Origin of the sequence: Coprococcus eutactus (assembly GCF_001404675.1) — a bacterium.
GTDB classification, from domain to species: Bacteria; Bacillota; Clostridia; order Lachnospirales; family Lachnospiraceae; genus Coprococcus; species Coprococcus aceti.
The window spans coordinates 590501-611482 of record NZ_CYXU01000002.1; the positions used below are offsets into that span (position 1 = coordinate 590501).

20 protein-coding genes and 1 pseudogene are annotated in these 20982 nt (G+C 40.0%); all 21 read left to right on the top strand.

From position 1 onward, the window contains the following. The first annotated feature begins 70 nt into the window (after positions 1 to 70). Positions 71 to 841, top strand: coding sequence for a hypothetical protein (locus ARA78_RS06980; RefSeq protein WP_055223477.1), 771 nt, complete (start codon positions 71 to 73; stop codon positions 839 to 841). 246 nt (positions 842 to 1087) lie between these two features. After that, positions 1088 to 2539, top strand: coding sequence for a sugar transferase (locus tag ARA78_RS06985; protein ID WP_055280293.1), 1452 nt, complete (start codon positions 1088 to 1090; stop codon positions 2537 to 2539). Positions 2540 to 2604: 65 nt separating this feature from the next. Continuing rightward, positions 2605 to 3855, top strand: a complete 1251-nt coding sequence (locus ARA78_RS06990; protein WP_055280294.1) for a nucleotide sugar dehydrogenase — start codon at positions 2605 to 2607, stop codon at positions 3853 to 3855. A 21-nt stretch (positions 3856 to 3876) separates the two neighbouring features. Beyond that, positions 3877 to 4350 (top strand): PssD/Cps14F family polysaccharide biosynthesis glycosyltransferase, encoded by a 474-nt coding sequence (gene pssD / locus ARA78_RS06995; protein WP_055272537.1) that lies wholly within the window; start codon positions 3877 to 3879, stop codon positions 4348 to 4350. Further along, the gene (pssE, locus tag ARA78_RS07000; RefSeq protein WP_055272368.1) at positions 4351 to 4845 is read left to right on the top strand and encodes a PssE/Cps14G family polysaccharide biosynthesis glycosyltransferase; all 495 of its coding nucleotides are present in this window, start codon (positions 4351 to 4353) and stop codon (positions 4843 to 4845) included. 88 nt (positions 4846 to 4933) lie between these two features. Next, positions 4934 to 6028, top strand: a complete 1095-nt coding sequence (locus tag ARA78_RS07005; protein ID WP_055272370.1) for a glycosyltransferase family 4 protein — start codon at positions 4934 to 4936, stop codon at positions 6026 to 6028. Positions 6029 to 6055: 27 nt separating this feature from the next. Then, a complete protein-coding gene (locus tag ARA78_RS07010) occupies positions 6056 to 6952 on the top strand; it encodes a hypothetical protein (protein WP_055272372.1) in 897 nt (298 codons plus the stop codon). A 36-nt stretch (positions 6953 to 6988) separates the two neighbouring features. Then, complete coding sequence (locus tag ARA78_RS07015; protein ID WP_055272374.1) at positions 6989 to 8080, top strand: glycosyltransferase family 4 protein; 1092 nt, start codon at positions 6989 to 6991, stop codon at positions 8078 to 8080. Then, positions 8073 to 9224 (top strand): hypothetical protein, encoded by a 1152-nt coding sequence (locus ARA78_RS07020; RefSeq protein ID WP_055272376.1) that lies wholly within the window; start codon positions 8073 to 8075, stop codon positions 9222 to 9224. Before ARA78_RS07015 ends, ARA78_RS07020 begins: the two co-directional genes overlap by 8 nt. A gap of 36 nt (positions 9225 to 9260) precedes the next feature. Beyond that, positions 9261 to 10298 (top strand): hypothetical protein, encoded by a 1038-nt coding sequence (locus ARA78_RS07025; protein WP_055272378.1) that lies wholly within the window; start codon positions 9261 to 9263, stop codon positions 10296 to 10298. Next, positions 10285 to 11739, top strand: a complete 1455-nt coding sequence (locus tag ARA78_RS07030; protein WP_055280295.1) for a lipopolysaccharide biosynthesis protein — start codon at positions 10285 to 10287, stop codon at positions 11737 to 11739. Before ARA78_RS07025 ends, ARA78_RS07030 begins: the two co-directional genes overlap by 14 nt. A gap of 13 nt (positions 11740 to 11752) precedes the next feature. Beyond that, entirely contained in the window at positions 11753 to 12997 is a 1245-nt protein-coding gene (locus ARA78_RS07035; protein ID WP_055272382.1) for an ATP-grasp domain-containing protein, read from the top strand. A 14-nt stretch (positions 12998 to 13011) separates the two neighbouring features. Then, entirely contained in the window at positions 13012 to 14058 is a 1047-nt protein-coding gene (locus ARA78_RS07040; protein WP_172674896.1) for an ornithine cyclodeaminase family protein, read from the top strand. A gap of 119 nt (positions 14059 to 14177) precedes the next feature. Further along, positions 14178 to 15465 (top strand): annotated as a pseudogene (locus ARA78_RS13640) (IS110 family transposase). 443 nt (positions 15466 to 15908) lie between these two features. Beyond that, on the top strand, positions 15909 to 17015 hold the full coding sequence (locus ARA78_RS07055) for a DegT/DnrJ/EryC1/StrS family aminotransferase (RefSeq protein ID WP_055280296.1): 1107 nt from the start codon (positions 15909 to 15911) through the stop codon (positions 17013 to 17015). 182 nt (positions 17016 to 17197) lie between these two features. Further along, on the top strand, positions 17198 to 18082 hold the full coding sequence (gene rfbA / locus ARA78_RS07060; RefSeq protein WP_055272388.1) for a glucose-1-phosphate thymidylyltransferase RfbA: 885 nt from the start codon (positions 17198 to 17200) through the stop codon (positions 18080 to 18082). Between the two features lie 18 nt (positions 18083 to 18100). Continuing rightward, complete coding sequence (gene rfbB / locus ARA78_RS07065; RefSeq protein WP_055272390.1) at positions 18101 to 19120, top strand: dTDP-glucose 4,6-dehydratase; 1020 nt, start codon at positions 18101 to 18103, stop codon at positions 19118 to 19120. A gap of 6 nt (positions 19121 to 19126) precedes the next feature. Continuing rightward, a complete protein-coding gene (locus tag ARA78_RS13875) occupies positions 19127 to 19264 on the top strand; it encodes a hypothetical protein (protein ID WP_156329413.1) in 138 nt (45 codons plus the stop codon). 8 nt (positions 19265 to 19272) lie between these two features. Then, entirely contained in the window at positions 19273 to 19488 is a 216-nt protein-coding gene (locus ARA78_RS14635) for a hypothetical protein (protein ID WP_420314947.1), read from the top strand. A gap of 251 nt (positions 19489 to 19739) precedes the next feature. Continuing rightward, positions 19740 to 20228 carry a hypothetical protein gene (locus ARA78_RS07070; RefSeq protein ID WP_055272393.1) on the top strand — a complete coding sequence of 163 codons (489 nt, stop codon included), beginning with the start codon at positions 19740 to 19742 and terminating at the stop codon, positions 20226 to 20228. Positions 20229 to 20252: 24 nt separating this feature from the next. Continuing rightward, the gene (locus ARA78_RS07075; protein ID WP_330375986.1) at positions 20253 to 20846 is read left to right on the top strand and encodes a hypothetical protein; all 594 of its coding nucleotides are present in this window, start codon (positions 20253 to 20255) and stop codon (positions 20844 to 20846) included. The last annotated feature ends 136 nt before the right edge of the window (positions 20847 to 20982 follow it).

The window sequence follows — 20982 nt, forward strand, 5'->3', positions numbered from 1 at the left end:
TATAGTGGCGTGCAGGGCGTTTTATCATATATTCAATACAATAGAACTTTTTGGGAAGGAGGAATTTATTGTGAAGAATTTAAAGAAGCTTTTGGCTATAGTTGTATGTATCGCAATGATGGTGCCAACAGTTGCATTTGCAGCTACATCATCACCAACTAAGGTAAACGTTAAGTCTGCTACAGCAAAGTCGCTTACATACAATGCAAAGAGCCAGACAACAACAATTGTTGTTAACGGTAAGACACTTACCCTGAACAAGGATTTCAAAGTCGTTTCAGGAAGCCTTAAGGCAACAAAGGCTGGTACATACACAGTTAAGATCAAGGGAATAGGTAACTATTCAGGCGATACAACAGTTAAGTACACAGTTAACGCACAGCAGAGCTACAAGGCTACTGCTGCTGCAAAGACATACAATGCTAAGAATCAGACAACCAAGGTTACAGTTAAGTATGGTAACACAGTTCTTAAGAGAGGTACTGATTACAAGATTACTGGTGTAACTAGGGCTAAGAACGCTGGCAAGTATAAGATTACCGTAAAGGGTATCAACAACTACAAGGGTACAAAGACAATTTACTACACAATTAACAAGGCTGCTCAGAAGTCTGTTAAGGTTAAGGTAAATGCTTCTAAGAAGAAGATCACTGTATCTGGTGTTAAGGCAAAGGCAAAGGTTACTTACAAGTCAGCCAATAAGAAGGTCAAGGTTAAGAATGGCAAGATTACTGTTGGTAAGGGTGTCAAGAAGGGCACAAAGGTAAGAATCACTGTTAAGGTTGCTGCAACAAAGAACTACAAGGCATACAGCAAGTCAATTATTTACAAGGTTAAATAATCATCCTGCTATGTTAAATAGTTCCAAGCCCTAGCCGGTGGCGCAAAACGAATGTCCATGCCACAGGACGTTCCGCGCCGCCGGTGTGGGTGATAAATAACAGACCGTTTAATGCGTATCATGGTTTACAGATGAAAAGGTTCAGCCGACAATCACACGGGCTGAGTCATTTCATGTATGAATCAACAGACTGGGTCATGCGGGCACAAATATGACCCTGACGACAGAGGATGAGGAGAGAAAATTATGTATCAGAAAGGCGCAAAGGGCTGGCTGAAGCACTTCGACTTCATGCTGCTGGATCTTATAGTACTTCAATTATCATTTCTTGTGGCATTCCAGATCAGACACGGCATGGTAAATCCGTATGCGAGCAGAGATTATCTCGCGCTGGCTATCATCACGGAGCTGGCGGATATAGTAGCCATGATATTCCTGAATACATATGAGGGCGTTCTCAGAAGAGGATACTTCAAGGAATTCATATCCAGCTTCAAGAACGGTTTCGTGATAGTTGCACTGCTCCTTCTGTATGTGTTTGTCCTCAAGGATACATCTATATATTCCAGAATTACCATACTGCTCATGTGGGCCATATATGTGTATGCCACATTCGCGGTGAGAAGCCTGTGGAAGAAGCATCTTGAGAAATATGCAGAGAAGGGCAAGGGCAAGAAGCTGCTCGTTATGACCACCAGACATATAGCAGATGATGTGGTGGCAGGGCTCAAGGAGAAGAACTACTCCGGGTTTGATATAGTAGGAGTCATGGTGGTAGATGCCAATCTCATCGGTCAGGAGATCCAGGGAGTGCCGGTGGTGGCAGATTACAACAGCGCAGTTGACTATGTGAGAACCGCATGGGTGGACGAGATATATGTGGATGTGCGCGGAGCATACGGATATGCGAACACCCTAATAGACGCATTTATCGAGGGCGGCATCACGGTTCACATGTGCATATCATCCATCGTGAGGACCCACGGCGACAAGCAGCTTATCCAGAAGATAAACGGTGAGACCGTGGTCACGACCATGATGAACTACGCAACACCAAAGCAGATGCTGTTAAAGAGAGTCATGGATATAATAGGAGGTCTGGTGGGCAGCATATTCACGCTCATCCTCACCATATTTATAGAACCTATCATATACATCAAGTCCCCGGGACCGATCTTCTTCAAGCAGGAGAGAGTGGGACTGAATGGCAAGATATTCAAGATGTACAAGTTCCGAAGCATGTACATGGACGCTGAGGAGCGCAAGAAGGAACTCATGGCGCAGAACACTATGAGCGATTCGAAGATGTTCAAGATGGACTTTGACCCGAGAGTCATAGGCAACAAGATACTGCCGGACGGCACCAGGAAGAAGGGAATTGGCCAGTATATCAGAGACTTCTCCATAGACGAGTTCCCACAGTTCTTCAATGTGCTGAAAGGGGATCTCTCACTGGTTGGAACAAGACCACCACTTATCTCTGAGGTGGAGCAGTATGAGATGCATCACAAGAGCAGACTTGCTACTAAACCTGGAATCACCGGTATGTGGCAGGTTAGTGGTAGGAGTGACATCACGGACTTCGAGGAGGTTGTGAGACTGGATACGGAGTATATAGAGAACTGGAGCTTTGGACTTGATATGAAGATAGTGCTGAAGACTATCAAGGTAGTGCTTGGCAGGGAAGGGTCGAAGTAGTATACGGCTGCTTTCTATAAGTGAATTAAAAATAGAGATACTTAGATGCAGGAGGATAAATGACAATGAAAACTGATTATAAAATTGCGGTTGCTGGTACTGGGTATGTTGGGCTGTCAATTGCGACATTGCTCTCTCAACATCATCAGGTAACTGCTGTTGATATTATTCCTGAGAAAGTGGATCTTATTAACAATCATAAGTCTCCAATTCAGGACGAATATATTGAAAAATACTTGGCTGAAAAAGAATTGAAGCTGACCGCAACGTTGGATGCAAAGGTTGCATATTCTGAAGCGGACTTTGTTGTAATTGCGGCCCCTACGAACTATGACAGCCACACGCAGCATTTCGACACAAGCGCAGTCGAGGCTGTGATCAAGCTGGTCATGGAATATAACCCGAACGCCATCATGGTCATCAAGTCCACGATCCCTGTGGGCTACACCGCAAGCGTACGTGAAAAATTCAACAGTAAGAACATCATCTTCAGCCCGGAATTTTTAAGAGAAAGCAAAGCACTGTACGACAATCTTTATCCTTCTCGTATCATCGTCGGCACTGATTTAAGTGATGAGCGATTGGTAAAGGCTGCACATGAGTTTGCTGGTCTGCTGCAGGAAGGTGCTATCAAGGAGAACATTGACACTCTGTTCATGGGCTTCACCGAAGCAGAGGCGGTAAAACTATTCGCCAATACATATCTGGCTCTGCGCGTGGCCTATTTCAACGAGCTGGACACCTATGCAGAGAGCAAGGGCTTGAATACCCAGCAGATTATCAACGGAGTCTGCCTTGACCCTCGTATTGGCAGTCACTACAACAATCCGTCCTTTGGCTACGGCGGATACTGCCTGCCGAAGGATACCAAGCAGCTGCTGGCTAACTATGCAGATGTGCCGGAGAACCTGATCGAGGCTATTGTCGAGAGTAACAGAACTCGTAAAGACTTCATCGCTGACCGCGTTCTAAAGCTGGCTGGTTACTACGGCTACGATGCAGAGAACGAGTTTGATGAAGATAAAGAGAAAAAGGTAACTATTGGTGTGTACCGCCTGACCATGAAGAGCAACAGCGATAACTTCCGTCAGAGTTCTATTCAGGGTGTAATGAAGCGTATCAAGGCCAAGGGTGCAACGGTTGTGATTTATGAGCCGACTCTGAAAGATGGTGAGACATTCTTCGGATCAGTAGTGGTTAATGATCTGGATAAGTTCAAGGAAATGAGCCACGCCATCATCGCAAACAGGTATAGTAAAGATCTTGATGATGTGAAAGAAAAAGTTTATACGAGAGATTTGTTTGGTAGAGATTAATAAGTGTGGGTTAGTAGAGAGATGGATGAAAAGAAAAACGTAAAGATATGCTTTGCGGCATCATCAGGCGGACATTATGAGCAGCTCATGATGTTAAAACCACTGATGGAGAAATATGAAAGCTTTGTTATTACTGAGAAGACAGATTACAGCGCAGAAGCAAAAGGCGAAAAAACATATTATATGAAGCAGGTCAACCGCCGAGAAAAAGATTTTATCTGGCGGATGATTCAAAATGCTTGGAAGTCTATCGGCATTTACAGAAAAGAAAAACCTGATGTGGTCATTTGCACAGGAGTTCTTGCAATGATACCGATTTGTCTGATTTCTAAACTTATGGGTAAAAAGCTGATTTACATTGAATCTTTTGCAAAAGTTACTTCTCCGACAGAAACCGGAAAACTGCTCTATAAGTTTGCGGATCAGTTTTATGTTCAGTGGAAGCCGATGCTGAAATTCTATCCTAAAGCTATATATTTAGGAGGAATCTATTAAATGGTAAATAAGATTTTTATAACACTTGGATCACAGAAGTTTCAGTTTAATAGATTGCTGAAAGCCGTTGATGAACTGTGTGAAAAAGGAACAGTTGATGCAGAAGATGTGTTTGCACAGATTGGCTACAGTGATTATTTGCCGAAGAACTTTAATTACAAAAAGTTTTTGGACAGAGAAGAGTTCAGCAAGGAAATGAGCAAGGCGGAAATAGTTATAACTCATGGAGGTACTGGCGCCATTATTGGGGCTGTAAAAAAAGGTAAAAAGGTAATTGCCGTTCCTAGACGTGCGAAATATGGTGAGCATGTTGATGACCATCAGCTTCAGTTGGTGGGGCAGTTCAAAGAGCTTCAGTTAATTTGTGAGTGTGATGATGCTGAAAAAGTCGGTGATGCACTGGAAACAGTGAAAAAGACTACATATAAGGAGTATGTGAGTAACACACAAAGAATTATAAGTAGTATTGATGGGTTTGTAAGCAATCTGGACTAAATGGACTGTCGTTGCAGTAGGAAAGTGAACAAGATATGAAGTGAAATCAAAGGACAATATCTTGAAGATATAAAGAGGAGGGTATCGTGTGGAGAAAATTAAGATTTTAATGGTTGGAAATGACCAATCAGTAAAGGGCGGAATTACAAGTGTTATTCAGCAGCTATTGGCTTATGATTGGAATTCCATTGGCGTAGAAATGAGTTTTCTCCCAACATATATCGAAGACTCAAGTATTAAGAAAATTATATTTTTTGCTCACGCCTATAAAAATATAAAAAAAGCAATAAGAACTGACAAACCGGATGTTGTTCATATACATATGTCTTATAAAGGTAGTTTCTACCGAAAATATTTGATTCATAAACTGTGCAAAAAGTATGATGTGCCTGATGTTATTCATTTACATGGATCTGAATTTCAAAAATGGTATAATGAATCAAATTCAAGAACAAAAAAGAAAATCAGAAATCTTCTGGCAGAAAGTTCTGCATTTATTGTATTAGGCGATAAATGGAATAAGGCAGTAAAGGAAATTGAGCCTGCCACTAGAACGGTTGTTGTCAGTAATGCAGTTCACATTCCGGATTATACTACAAATTGGAACGGAGATACATTTCAAATTTTGTTCCTTGGAGTTTTGATTAAACGGAAAGGTGTGGCAGATTTAATTCAAGCAATTAGCTTGCTGAAAAAGGAAGGCTGGCTTAATAATATTAAATTTATAATTGCTGGAAGTGGATCGGAAGAAGAAAGCCTAAAACAGCAGGCAAGTGAATTAAAAGTTGAACCTTGGATAGAATTTGCTGGATGGACAGACGGAAAGGCAAAAGAACGATATTTAAAAGAAAGCCAAGCGTTGGTACTTCCGTCTTATAACGAGGGCCTTCCGATTGCGGTGCTGGAGGCCATTAGTTATGGCTTACCAGTGATTGCTACGGCTGTTGGTGATATGGCTGCTGCCGTTAGAGAGGGCGAGAACGGTTTTCTTATAAAGCCGGGAGATGTTTCAGCATTAGCGGACAAAATCAAAAAAATCACCGAGGACAAAGGTCGGTATACTCAAATGTCTGCGAAGTCAAAAGAGATTGCACTGACTGAATTTTCGGATAGTAAGTATTTTGAGAAGATATACAACTGCTATCGGGAAGCTACGCATAAGAAGGCATTTAAGATGAGTTAAGCGAGAGACTATTAGAGGTAATAGAACATGAGCAGAGGATTTATAACGATTGCGACAGGTGATAAGAAATATCACGAAATGGCGAAGACACTTGTTAGGTCATATAAGCTGACAAGTGCTAGTCCCGTGAGGTTTGGTGTCATAACTGATGAAGCCGATGATAAATTTGAAGAATTTGATGATGTGGTTCTTATAAAGGATGCCACATGTTCTTATATGGATAAGATTGATATAATGCGATATAGCCCATATGATGAAACGATTTTTATTGATTCGGACTGTATTGCATTCAACGATTTAAACATATACTGGAAAGATTTCGGGGGGGGGCAAAACACCTTCTCAGCATACGGTAAGGTCTTTTATAAAGACTCAGAACGGGCATGGTTTAAGATTAGCGAAACGTTACAGTATAAGGAACAGGTAAAGTATTCTATCGATTTGCATGGTGGAATCTATTATTTTAGAAAATCTAAAGAAGTAGATGCCATTTATAAGACGTGTATCGATATTTCAAATAACTATAAGGCATTTCGTTTTAAGAATTTTAGAAATCCTGCAGACGAGCCGATTATTGCGTTGGCAATGGCAGTCAATGGTGCAAGACCGATTGATCAAATTAATGATCGTTTTTGCTTTTTACGAAATGCAAAAAAACTGAGAGCAGATTTCTTTGGCAGAAGATTGGAGTATTGGTTTAACGGCAGTGATACTACAGGTGGTAAACTGGTACATTTTGGAACATCGAGAACGATTCTTCCGCTATATCAAATTGAAAAAAGAAAAGTTGATTATGAATGGGAGCATAAGAAAAAATGGAACGCGTTTGTAGGAAGTGCGTATTTGATTGCTGCTTATGCAGATTCGTTTGTTTTATGTGTTCGCTCGTCAAAGAAGTTGCTCTTTAAGAAATCCAGAATCTAATGATGTGAGTAATAAGAGATGGCGAGGCGGTGGATTATGCACAAAGTTGTACACATACTTGCTTGTGGCAAGAGCGGAGGCATAGAAACATTAGTAGCGGAATATGCAAAGAAAAGCAGTCACAATAATTATTTTGTATTTGTGTGGGAAGATGGATATTATGAGCAACAAATTAGAGAGTGCAGCTGTAATACATATTTTTTAGATGCAGGAAAGGTGGGCTCTTTTAAGGCCACACAAGAATTGATTGCAATTATTAAAAGTGTAAAACCCGATGTCATTGTAACACATCATGGCTCGCCGATGATAAGAGTTTATGTGACACTACTTTCTATCCTATTCCGTAGAATACCTGTACTCATGTATGTCCACTGTGATGCAAAAGATGAATTAAGTGGAAACAATGAAACCGCTCGAAAAGTTATAAATATTACCGCTGCAAAAAGCGCAAAAAGAATAATTGCAATATCTAATTATGTCAAGAAAAGTATAATAGTCAATTTCAAGGCAAGAGCTGAGAAGATAAAAGTCGTTTACAATGGTGTAAATGTTAGCCGATTTGCTGAAAGGTGTTTATCTGCTCATGATCCCGTTCGACTTGTGTTCGTAGGAAGATTAGTAAAAGTAAAGGGTGTACAGATTGCGCTAGAAGCAATAAAAATTTGTAAAGAAAATGGATATAATCTTTCGTTTACGATTGTTGGCGATGGAGAATACAGAGAGCGACTGGAGAAGACTGCAAAAGAATTGGCATTAAACCAAAACTGTAGCTTTGTCGGAACAAGAAGAGATGTCCCACAAATTCTTGCAAATTCAGATATCTTTGTTCACTCTTGTATCTGGGAAGAGGGATTTGGAATTGGGATTGTTGAGGCAATGGCAGCTGGTAAGATTTGTGTTTGCTCTAATTCAGGTGCCATTCCTGAAATTATTACAGATGGTGTTGATGGTTTTTTAGCTGAAAAAGGCAATCCGAAAGCGTTGGCGGAAGTGATAATGAAAGCAATTGATAATAAGGAACAGTGGGAGCATATACAAAATAGAGCGATAATGACGGCACATAAATTTGATATGGAAAAATTTGTGGCGCATTTAGATAAAGTGATAGAGGAAGTAGCAGATGAATGATAGTATATTAACTATTCCAAAACCAAGGAGTGCTTTGGATTTTGGAATTTTAGTTTTAATAGTGAAGACTATATTGAGCATGTCTTCGATGTGGCATTCATCGGGAATGGTAGATAATATATTGACTGCAATTTCTGTGGTGCTATTAGTGGCTCATATTCTAAGTAAACAATATAATATCAGACAGCTTGTTGCGTATGCAATTGTTACAGTTCTTTTTGGAGTTATCTGTATTAATATTGGCTCAGCAGGTTTGCTAATAACTGTAATAACTTGTCTAGCGATCAGAGATGAGGATATTGAGAGAGTAGTTCGTTTCATTTTTAAATATGAATTTTGGTTGATAAGCATTCATTGTTTGGTAGGAGCAGTAAGTACTTTACTGGGCAGTAAATACTATGTTCTTTATCACGGATATATACGATATTCATTGGGATTTGGGCATGCAAATGTTTTATCGGCATTTGTGTTTAATCTAGTTATTATGTATTTTTGGCTAAAGTTTGAAAGCCTAAATTCACAAGACTTTATAGCGGTAATAATAGTTGAGTTATTGTTCTATCGTGTAGCCAAAACTAGAACAAGTTTATACTTATCTGTGTTCGTACTTCTGATCGTAATGATATATAAAAATAAAGAATGCAGCAAGTTGATTGATGCATTAGCTAAATATGCAGTTCCTATTCTTAGTTTATTTACATTTGTAATGACATTTTTATATGAGAAGGGAAACCTATTGTCACATGCAGTGGATCAGTTATTAACGCGCCGGATTGGATTGGCATCGTATGCATATAACCGTTTGGGATTGACGATATTTGGAAGAGATATGCGTAACTTTACCACAACGTGGGATGAATATTACGGCTTTTCCGGCGGATTTACGTTCGATAACATTTATTCGTACTTATTGATTAATGTTGGAATAGTCATATTGTTGCTAATAATTGTCGTTTTATACAAAGTTGCTAAACAAGGCAGTTTGAAAAACAATATATTCATCCTTGTGTGGGCGTTGTATTCAATGACGGAAGTACATGGATTAAGTTGTTATATGTGTTTCCCGATTTTATTTGCTGCGTTGGTTATTCCAGGAAGCTATCGAGCTAGGGAACGACGCAATGCCATAGAGCCATCAATATAATTTCAAATCAACAAAGGAAGGAGAGATTTTTACATTATGGTATATGCTCCTATATACATTCCGACTCTATGTCGCTCAGAGCATTTTCAGAAATGCATCGAGTCACTAAAGACAAATACATGGGCTAGATATACGGATGTTTATATTGCACTGGATTATCCGCCAAGTGAAAAGTATAGAGCCGGGTATGAAAAGATATGTAGTTATTTAGAAAACGGCAAATTTGACTGTTTTAATAGTTTTAATGTTGTTAAAAGAGAAAAAAACTATGGTGCGGCATTAAATTCCTCAGAGATGAGAGACTATATCAGCGGTAAATATGATCGATGGATCTATGCCGAGGATGATATAGTGTTTTCGCCTATTTTCTTGGAATTTATGGACAAAGCGTTGGAAAAATATGAAGCGGATGAGAGTGTAATAGGAGTTAATGGGTACTCGTATCCACTTCCCTATAAAGCAAATGTTAAAGGTGCAAATATTTTCAAACAAAAGTTTACTTTTTCAATGTGGGGAGCGGGATTTTGGAAGGCTAAACAGCTGAAGACTATAGAGACATTAAAAAATGGGTATATGTATGACTGCTATCCAGAAGTAAAGCGTAATGGTAAATTGGATCAACTGATTCAGGGACGATATTACGACTATATGTTTCATGCTTTGACGAACAGCAGTAAGTACTTTAAGACTTCATCTGATATGTCTTTGGGTGTCTATATGGCATTCAATGATTTATATGTAATTACACCGTTTGTGTCGAAAACACAAAATTCAGGTTTTGACGGAACGGGACTGTGCTGCCAGAAAATAACTAATACGGATAATAGAACATCCCTTTCTTATGATTACAATGCGCAAGTCATAGATATGGGTGACGGGAATGAAGTGGAGTTAATAGAGGATGATGATACTTTTCTAAACTATAACAAAACTTTGCTAGATGATTTCCTGGTGACGGATGAGTATAAGAAAAGGAAAGTTGATACGCTGCTTTTCTTTGAAAAAATATTTGGGAGAGAAATAACAGTTCGATTGTTTAGACTGCTAAAAAGAATAAAAAATGGCAAAAAGTGATAGAAATTCAGTCCTTTCAAATTTCATATGGCGATTTGCTGAACGTTGTGGTGCACAATTGGTAACATTTATTGTGTCGATTGTTCTTGCACGAATTCTTGCGCCAGAGGATTACGGGCAAATTGCACTTATTACAGTGTTTACTACTATTATGCAGGTGTTCGTTGATAGCGGATTAGGACTTGCATTAATTCAGAAAAAGGATGCAGATGATTTGGATTTTTCATCTGTATTCTATTTTAATTTTGCAGTTTGTTTAGTGCTATATGCAGTAATGTTTGTTGCGGCACCATTTATCGCCAATTTTTATAAAGATACAACCCTAACGCCGATAATACGCGTTATAAGTTTGACGATTGTGATATCAGGAGTTAAGGGAATTCAGCAGTCGTATGTTTCACGCAATATGTTGTTTAAGAGATTTTTCTTTTCAACATTGGGAGGAACAATTTTTTCTGCTTTTTTAGGTATTGGATTAGCCTATGCGGGATTTGGTGTTTGGGCCATTGTTGCACAGCAACTTTCAAATACGGCGATTGATACACTGATTTTGTGGTTGACAGTCAAGTGGAGACCTAAAAGAATGTTTTCATGGCAGCGTCTAAAAGGATTGCTTTCTTTTGGATGGAAAATGCTTGCCTCTTCTTTGTTGGACACGATTTACAATAATATCCGAAGTCTCATTATTGGTAAAATGTATTCTTCTTCGGACTTGGCCTATTATAACCAAGGAAAACAGTTTCCGAACACGATTGTCAATAATATTAATTCCTCAATTGACAGTGTTTTATTACCTTCAATGGCATCTGCGCAAGATGATCGGGCTCGTGTTAAGTCGATGACGCGCCGTTCCATCAAGACCAGTACATATATTATGGCACCGTTAATGATGGGACTTGCTTTCTGTGCGAAAACTATTGTTCAGGTGGTATTAACGGACAAGTGGCTGCCGTGCGTGCCATTTTTGAGAATTTTCTGCATTACATATATGTTTTACCCAATTCACACTGCTAATTTGAATGCTATTAAGGCAATGGGACGTAGTGATTACTTTTTGAAGTTGGAGATTGCAAAGAAAATAGTTGGATTGGGATTGCTTTTCTCTACAATGTGGTTTGGCGTATTGGCTATGGCGTACAGTTTGCTTGTGAATAGCGTATTAAGTCAGATTATTAATTCGTGGCCTAATAGAAAACTTCTAAACTACGGATATCTGGAACAGTTAAAAGATATTCTTCCAGGCATCTCTTTGGCGGTATTTATGGGATTCTGTGTGAGTTTAACAGGCCTATTACATTTGTCTAATGGAATAACCTTGCTGATTCAGATACCATTTGGTGCAGCGGTTTATATAGGAATGTCAGCTGTATTACATTTGGAATCCTACGAATATTTGCTAGATATGGTTCGTCAACTTTTGAAGAAAATTGTGAAAAAATAAGGGAGGATGGATGATGAAAAAATTATTGATTCTTGGTGGAACCGCTCAACAGATAAAGCTGGTAGAAGCAGCGAAAAAGATGGGCGTATACACGATTGTTACAGATTATCTTGTGGATTCTCCTGCAAAGAAAGTCGCAGATGAAGCATGGATGCTTAATATTAAAGATGTAGATCAGATTGTTGAACGCTGTAAGCAAGAGCAAGTGAATGGTGTCATTTGCGGATACATTGACCCATGTCAAAGGCCATATCAACAAATCTGTGAGGCACTTGATTTGCCGTGTTATGGAACAAAAGATCAGTTCTTCTATATGACTGATAAGCATGCTTTCAAGAAAATGTGCGTGGAGAACGGTGTTGATGTTATTCCAGAGTATACAGAAGAAGAAGCCTTATCCGGACAGGCGGAATTTCCACTGTTCGTTAAGCCTGTTGACAGCAGAGGATCGCGTGGACAGTCTGTGTGTTACACTACAAAACAACTTGAAAATGCAATAAATTTTGCAAAAAGCGAATCTTCAAATGAAGATATCCTCATCGAAAAATATATGAAGGGGACTCATGAGTTTCAAGTCACATATTTCTTTGTGGATGGTGAACCTTATTTAATTAGAACAGTAGACAGTTACTGTGGTTCTGAGGAAAATCACCTTGAAAAAGTTGTAGCCTGCGCTGTTTCTCCATCAAGATTTACAGATGAATATTTGAAAACGGCACATCAAAATGTCGTGAAAATGTTTAAAGCAATGGGATACAAGAACGGTCCGATCTTTATGCAGGGTTTTGAGGACAATGGTAAATTTAGATTCTTTGATCCAGGCCTGAGATTTCCGGGTGTCGATTATGAAAGAGTGTATACAAAGGAATTTGGCATTGATTTGATGGAGGCAATGGTTCATTACGCGCTGGAAGGTAATTGCGGCAGTGTGAAACCACTGGAAGATGGTGTTAACCTGAACGGTAAGCGTGCAGCGGTTTTGTTCCCCACGTTAAAAGCAGGTAAAGTCGCAAAAATGCAAGGCTTCGACCGGACTGATGATTGTAAAGTGGTTTCGCTGATTCCAAGATGTGAGATTGGAAGTGAAATTTCTTGGAGTTACGATGTAAATCAAAGAATGGCCGAAATGGATATTTTGTGTGCTGATACGGAAGATCTTAAAGGTGAAATTTCAAAGTTGCAGGATAGTATGCTGGTATTTGATGAGCTGGGTAATAATATGCAATACGAAAAGTTTTCAGTAGATAGGATTTTATGAGGGGAGGGGTTTTCTTGAAAAACGATTTAAATGTCAAGCTGATATCCATGGAAGATATTATGGAAACAAAATGCTGTGATATTCAGGAAGTTATTAGGGTAATTGAAGAAGTTCTTGTTGATTATAAAAATGGTGGAGTTATGCTTCCAGATAAAATTTCGCAAATCTTTAATCTGGAAACGCAGGATAGAATTAACTGCATGCCATCAACATTGATGAAGGACGGTGTTTGCGGAATTAAATGGGTATCCGTTTTTCCAGAAAACCCACATAAGTTTTCATCTCAGAATGTTTCCGGCGTAATTATTTTATCAGAATTGGAACAGGGATTTCCGATTGCGGTGATGGATGGCACGCTGATTACTGCATTACGCACGGCTTGTATGGGGGCAATTGGGGCAAAATATTTAGCTCGTCAAGATAGCCATATATATGGAACGATTGGCTCTGGAGAACAAGCAAAGGCGCACTTTGTTGCGATTAAACAGATGTTCCCGCAAATAGATACTTGTTATGTGGCATCCAGAAGTGGAAAAGGGGAAAATCAATTTATTGATATAATGAAAAAAAAGTATCCTGATGTCGATTTTATACCGTGTAATTCTGATTATGACAAGGCCGCCCAAAACGCCGATATAATTGTTACAGCAGTTAGCTGCCAAGCACCTCTTCTAAAAGCAGATGCTGTAAAAAATGGAACCTATTACTGCCATGTAGGTGGATGGGAAGATGAATACGCTGTACCGCAAAAAGCAACAAAAATTGTATGTGATGATTGGCATTCTTTAAAGCATAGGGGCTCACCAACCATTGCCCGGATGTATAAAGATGGATTGCTAAAAGATAGCGATATATATGCTAATATAGCCGACATTATAGACGGAACAAAGCCTGGTCGAGAAAATGATGATGAAATTTGCTATTTCAATTCCATCGGTCTTTCTTTTGTTGATGTTAGCGTTGCATACAGTTTCTATAAGAAAGTGCTGAATAGTAATCTGGGAAAAGACTGGAAGATTCAGGAAACAGATGTTACAGATGCATTGTTAAAGAGTATCTGATTGTGGAGCATTCCTGTAATTCATTAAAAGCGCCAATTGAATAAAAAAGAACCTCAAGGTATGATTGAGTTGCATCTTGGCGGATGTAAACAAAACAATCAAAACACCGGAGGTTCAACATGAATTATACACAGAATGAAAAAATTGAGCAAGTAACAGATACAACATTGGTTGTTGGAGTTGATATTGGAAGCCAGACGCATTATGCAAGAGCTTTTGATAACAGAGGGCGCGAGCGTACAAAACGAGTTTTTTCATTTCAGAATGATATCGAAGGATTTAATTCCTTTCAGCTTTGGACAGAAAAGCTGAAAAATGAGAATAAAAAGACTGCAGTTCTGATTGGCTGTGGCCGACTGGTCATTACTGGTTTGCGTTTGCAAAGTATGTACAGGATCATCAGAAAACATTGGTAATGGTCAATCCATTCTCTGTTAAGAAGATCAAGGATCTTGATGATAATATTCCAAAGAAAACGGATGCAAAAGATCCGAAGACAATAGCAAAGCTGGTTGTGGATGGAAGATATTCGATTCCATACATGCCAGAGGGCATTTATGCCGAGACAAGAGATTTGGTATACAGCCGTGACAGGATTATGAAGCAGCATAACATATCTGCAAACAGAATCCAGAGATGGCTTGCAATACACTTCCCGGAGTATCTGGGATTATATACAAGATTTGATGCCGCAAGTGGTTTGGCGGTGCTTGAAAAAGCACCAATGCCGAAGGATGTAATTGCACTTGGAGTAGAAGGAATCCGAAAGATCTGGCACGATAAGAAGATGCGTGGCAGAGGCGTTACAGAAGATAGGGCAAAGACCCTGGTAGAAGCTGCACACAATAGTGTTGGTCTGGATGGAGAAATTGGAACAAGAAGTGAGTTATATATGCTGCTTGAGGAACATCATTATGGATTTCACAACTGGAAGCTGTGAATAAGGTACTGGAAGAGACTATTCGGAAAGTACAGCATGTGGAGAAGTTACTCGCCATTAAAGGAGTAGGAAGTGTTACAATAGCAGGATTTATTGCTGAAGTAGGTGATATAAGACGTTTTAAGTCGCCGAAACAGATCCAAAAGTATGCCGGTTTGGAATTAGTAGAAAACAGTTCCGGAAAGCATAAGGGAAGATCGAGAATCAGCAAGCGAGGAAGAAGAAAACTCAGAAAGATCTTGTATCAGGTAATGATACCGTTGTTGGCAAGGAACAAAGAGTTTCGAACAATCTATGATTATTATGTGACTCGTGTAAAAAATCCATTAAAACGAAGACAGGCAATGATTGCTGTCAGTTGTAAGTTAATTCGCGTATTCTATGCGGTATTAACAAAAGGTGTGGACTATGACCGGTTTAAAATTATGTCAGATATTCATCATGAAAGAGGAGTTATAGCCGCATAAGAAAGAAGTACTGTAAACAGGAAAGCGTCCGCCGTCAATGGTGCTGTGAAACAGGAATGTAAAAGTATATAAAACAAAGTAGAGCTAGTAGCTGCGTTGACATTTTTTATAGGGCAAAGACCTTGCTGTAGGAGCATAAGCAGCACCCAACTATGGATAAGCAGAACGAAGGAATTTAGGACCCGGCAGAAGCAGGTGATCCTGGTAGATATGAGAGGTTAGTTACTGTAGAGGAATTTGGGAGAACAAGAAAGTCTTCATAGGGAAAAACAAACGACGTTTTATTTCTTGTACCTAAAATCATCAGAAATGGACTCTTAGAAGTCGCTTCATATCCAGAAAACTCTGTTTTGTAAATATATGTAACCTATTAACGATTTAGCAAATGCCGTAAAATCAAGGCTTTTTGTTAAATTTGCACTAAAAAGAATAGAGAGGGGAATATGGATAATAAAATTTTAGTTACTCGTTCATCTATGCCGACTCTTGACGAATATGTTGAAGAGATTCGTTCTATTTGGGATAGCCACTGGCTGACTAACATGGGTGTAAAGCATAAGCAGTTACAAGCACAGTTGGAGGAATTTTTGGAAGTTCCGCATGTGGCTCTTTATACAAATGGCCATTTGGCATTGGAGAATGTTATCGCAGCGCTGAACCTGCCAGAAGGAGGTGAAGTGATTACTACACCGTTTACTTTTGCGTCTACTACACACGCAATTGTTCGAAACAGATTAGTTCCAGTGTTCTGTGATGTCAATGAGAAAGACTATACGATCGATGTTACAAAGATTGAGAGTCTCATCACAGACCGTACGGTTGCTATCGTGCCTGTACATGTTTACGGCAATCTTTGTAATGTGGAAGAAATTGATAGAATTGCAAAGAAGAATGGCCTGAAAGTCATCTATGATGCTGCTCATGCTTTCGCTGTAAAATACAAAGGTGTGTCTTCTGCATGCTTTGGTGATGCATCAATGTTCAGTTTCCATGCTACAAAAGTATTCAATACCATTGAGGGCGGTGCAGTCTGCTTCAAAAATGATAGCTGGGTTCAATTGCTGAATGATCAGAAGAACTTTGGTATTCATGGACCTGAATCAGTGTGCTTTGTTGGTGGTAATGCCAAGATGAATGAGTTTCAGGCAGCAATGGGAATTTGCAATCTGCGCCATCTGAGCGATGAAATTGCAAAGAGAAGGAAAGTCGTAGAGCGTTATCGCAAGCGTCTGTCTGGTGTAGAAGGAATTCAGCTTAGTGCTATTCAAGAAAATGTGGAAAGTAACTATGCGTACTTACCAGTTGTTTTCGACGGCTATAAGTATACTCGTAATGAAGTCTTTGCAATGTTGGAAGAGCAGGGCATCACGGCGAGAAAGTATTTCTATCCGCTAACCAATAGTTTTGAGTGCTATCGTAACTATCCGACTGCTGGAACGGAGAAAACTCCTGTGGCACAGCATTTGGCATTGCGTGTGCTGACCCTGCCGTTGTATGCAGATCTTGCACTGGAAGATGTTGATCGTATCTGCGATATCATTCTTGGTTAAGAGAAACCGCAATACATAAATAAAAGTAGATAAGAACGCCTGCACGCTTTTAGATGCAGGCGATGCTGCTCGAAATTACATACCTCTTCGTGGTGAGCAGTAGGCAACGTAATATCTATTACGGCAGAAATGTATTAAAGCTTAATAACAATTTGTGATTAACATAGAAAGTAGGAAAAATAATGAAGGGAATTATTTTAGCGGGAGGTTCAGGTACACGTCTTTATCCATTGACAAGGGTGACAAGCAAACAGTTGTTACCTGTGTATGATAAACCGATGATTTACTACCCGCTGTCAACACTGATGCTTGCCGGAATTCGAGATATCTTGATTATTTCTACACCGCAAGATACGTCGAGATTTCAGGAGCTGCTGGGAGATGGAAAACATTTCGGAATTAATTTATCATATGCTGTACAATCAAGTCCTGATGGTTTAGCGCAGGCGTTCATCATTGGAAAAGAGTTTATTGGAAATGATGCTTGCGCAATGGTGCTTGGGGATAATATTTTCTATGGTGGATGGTTTAGAAAAAACTTATCTGATGCAGTACATAATGCAGAAAATGGATATGCAACTATTTTTGGCTACTACGTCAAAGACCCTGAGCGATTTGGTATCATGGAGTTTGATAAGAATAAAAATGTGATCTCTGTTGAAGAAAAGCCGAAGAATCCAAAGTCAAACTATTGCATTACGGGCTTATATTTCTATCCTGCCGGTGTGTCTGAAATGGCAGAGCAGGTTGTTCCTTCAGCACGTGGAGAGCTTGAAATAACCACATTGAATGACATGTATCTTAAACAGGAAAAGCTAAAAGCACAGATTTTGGGTCGTGGGTTTGCTTGGCTGGATACTGGAACGATGGACAGCCTGATGGAAGCGGCCATCTTTGTTCAGACAGTTCAGAATCGACAGGATATGGTAATTTCTGCACCAGAAGAGATTGCTTACCATGAGAAGTGGATTGATAAAGAAAAATTGCTCGAATCTGCGGATGCTTATGGAAAGTCTCCTTATGGCGAACATCTGAGAAGAGTGGCAGAAGATAGAATTATTTTTTGAAAGGCGAGGAAGAAGAGAATGAATATTATTGTTACCGGCGGTGCCGGTTTTATTGGTAGTAACTTTGTGTTTCATATGTTGAAGAAGTATACGGATTACCGGATCATCTGTCTGGACAAGCTGACCTATGCAGGCAATTTGTCCACGCTGGCACCTGTTATGGACAACCCGAATTTCCGCTTCGTGAAGGCAGACATCTGTGACCGCGAAGCTGTGGATAAGCTGTTTGAAGAAGAACATCCAGATATCGTGGTCAACTTTGCAGCAGAATCTCATGTTGACCGTTCCATCGAGGATCCGAGCATCTTCCTCCAGACCAATATCATTGGTACCAGTGTGCTGATGGACGCTTGCCGAAAGTATGGTATCCAGCGTTATCATCAGGTTTCTACCGATGAGGTTTATGGCGACCTGCCGCTGGATCGTCCTGACCTGTTCTTTACTGAGGAGACTCCTATTCACACCAGCTCTCCGTACAGCAGTTCCAAGGCTGCAGCAGACCTGCTGGTTCTGGCTTACCACCGTACTTATGGTCTACCTGTGACGATCTCTCGTTGCTCCAACAACTATGGTCCGTATCACTTCCCGGAGAAGCTCATTCCGCTGATGATCGCTAATGCTCTGGCTGACAAGCCGTTGCCTGTTTACGGTGAGGGCCTGAATGTCCGCGACTGGCTGTATGTGGAAGACCACTGCAAGGCTATCGACCTGATTATCCACAAGGGTCGTGTTGGCGAGGTCTACAATGTCGGCGGTCACAACGAGAAGCAGAACATCGAGATTGTAAAGATCATCTGCAAAGAGTTGGGTAAGCCGGAGAGTCTGATTACCCATGTTGGCGACCGTAAGGGTCATGATATGCGTTACGCCATCGACCCGACTAAGATCCACAATGAGCTGGGCTGGCTGCCGGAGACCAAGTTCGAGGACGGCATCAAGAAGACGATCCAGTGGTATCTCGATAACCGTGAGTGGTGGGAGACCATCATCAGCGGCGAGTATCAGAACTACTACGAGAAAATGTACAGCAATCGCTAACAGGGAGTGAACGCAGTAAAAATCAATATTGACGAAAGAAACAGGGGCGATACAATCTTGAGAGCAGAGCAGAGCAGAGCAGAGCAGAGCAGAGCAGAGCAGAGCAGAGCAGAGCAGAGCAGAATTATGCGATTGATGTTGTGAAATACATAATGGCATTTTGTGTTATTGCTATTCATACATTGCCATTAAAGAATGTTCAAAATGAAGTAGTTACCAGTTTGTTTGATATATTTGTTTCACTTGCGGTTCCATTCTTTTTTCTTTCAAGTGGATATCTTGTAGAGAAAAAATGCAAAAAAAGGAATGACAAGATATTCGTATTAAACAAGCAGATACAGAAACTGATACGGTATTATGTTATTTAGACGGCAATTTATCTGCCTATTACAATATATTGGTTTGCCTAATCTGGGGACGGGATAGTAAAGTCTACGGCTTTGTTCTTTAGGAATGTGATCTTTCAAGGTGAAAATCACTATTCATGGCCGTTGTGGTATCTTCTTTCATCCATATATGGATTTATGGTATATAAGATCATATCTAAAAAAAGTTCGAACTGTACGGTATTGTAGCTATCTGTATTGCCGTTACTTTGCAGTATTCGGTAGATTACATTATGGCAGTGCCCGTTTCTGAGAACCAGTTACTTGGCATTATTTTTGTTTTAATAGAAAAAACAATAGGTAAAGGAAGAATCTTTTCGGGAACATATTATATTTTGCTGGGTGTGTTGATTGCAAGAACAAGAATATTTGCAAAGGCAAAAATTATTCTTCCAGTATTGGTGGGAACGTTTTTAGCTGCAGCATTCTTAAATCTCTTTCTCATGAAAATAATAATGAGTGTGATGTTCTTTATGTTAGTGCTGATGTGCAACTGCTCTGGCGATGGAAGAAAATTTAGACGAACAAGTACAGTAATATATTATATGCACATGATTTTTCTTTTTGTACTGAATATGTTATGCAAGCAGTCGATGTATGGATTTGTTGGGTTTTGCTTCTGTTGTTTTATGACAAATATATTTGCTTATATATTGAACACAAATGAATATTGCAAAAATAATACAGCGGTAAGTTTGCTATTCGGTTCTCTATACAGATAGTACAGATAGTAGGTGCCTGACTCCATGAACAAAGCGGTTGATTATGCATTTCAGGATATTGAGGATATTCCAGGGGAGCTGCCAGCAGGCAGAACTAAGCCATGGGGAACAGGACAGGCCGTGCTTGCTGCTAAAGCCGTGCTGAAGACACCATTTGTCGTGATAAATGCTGATGATTATTATGGCAAGGAAGGCTTCAGACTGGTTCATGAGTATCTGGTAAACGGAGGACAGTCATGTATGGCTGGATTCGTACTTAAGAATACATTGTCTGATAATGGCGGTGTGACCAGAGGCATTTGCAAGATGGACGATCAGAATAATCTGACAGAGGTGGTGGAGACCAAGAATATCGTCAAGACTGCGGATGGTGCAGCTGCGGACGGCACAGCCATTGATACGGAGTCTCTGGTGTCCATGAACATGTGGGGATTGACGCCGGAATTCCTGGATATGTTGGAGACAGGATTTGCGGAGTTCTTTGAGACGGAGGTCCCGACTGATACACTTAAGGCAGAGTTCCTTATTCCTACATTTATAGGAGAGCTTCTGGATGAGAAGAAGATGACGGTTAAGGTTCTCCGGACGAATGATACCTGGTATGGTATGGACGTATAAGGAGGATGCTGAGGCTGTTAAGGAGAGCTTTAAGGGGATGATTGAGGTCGGTATGTATGAGAAGGATTTGTTTGGGGATTTGTAGATAGGATGTTTATATGGATGTGATGTGATTGCCAGCCCGGGAGGGCTGGCA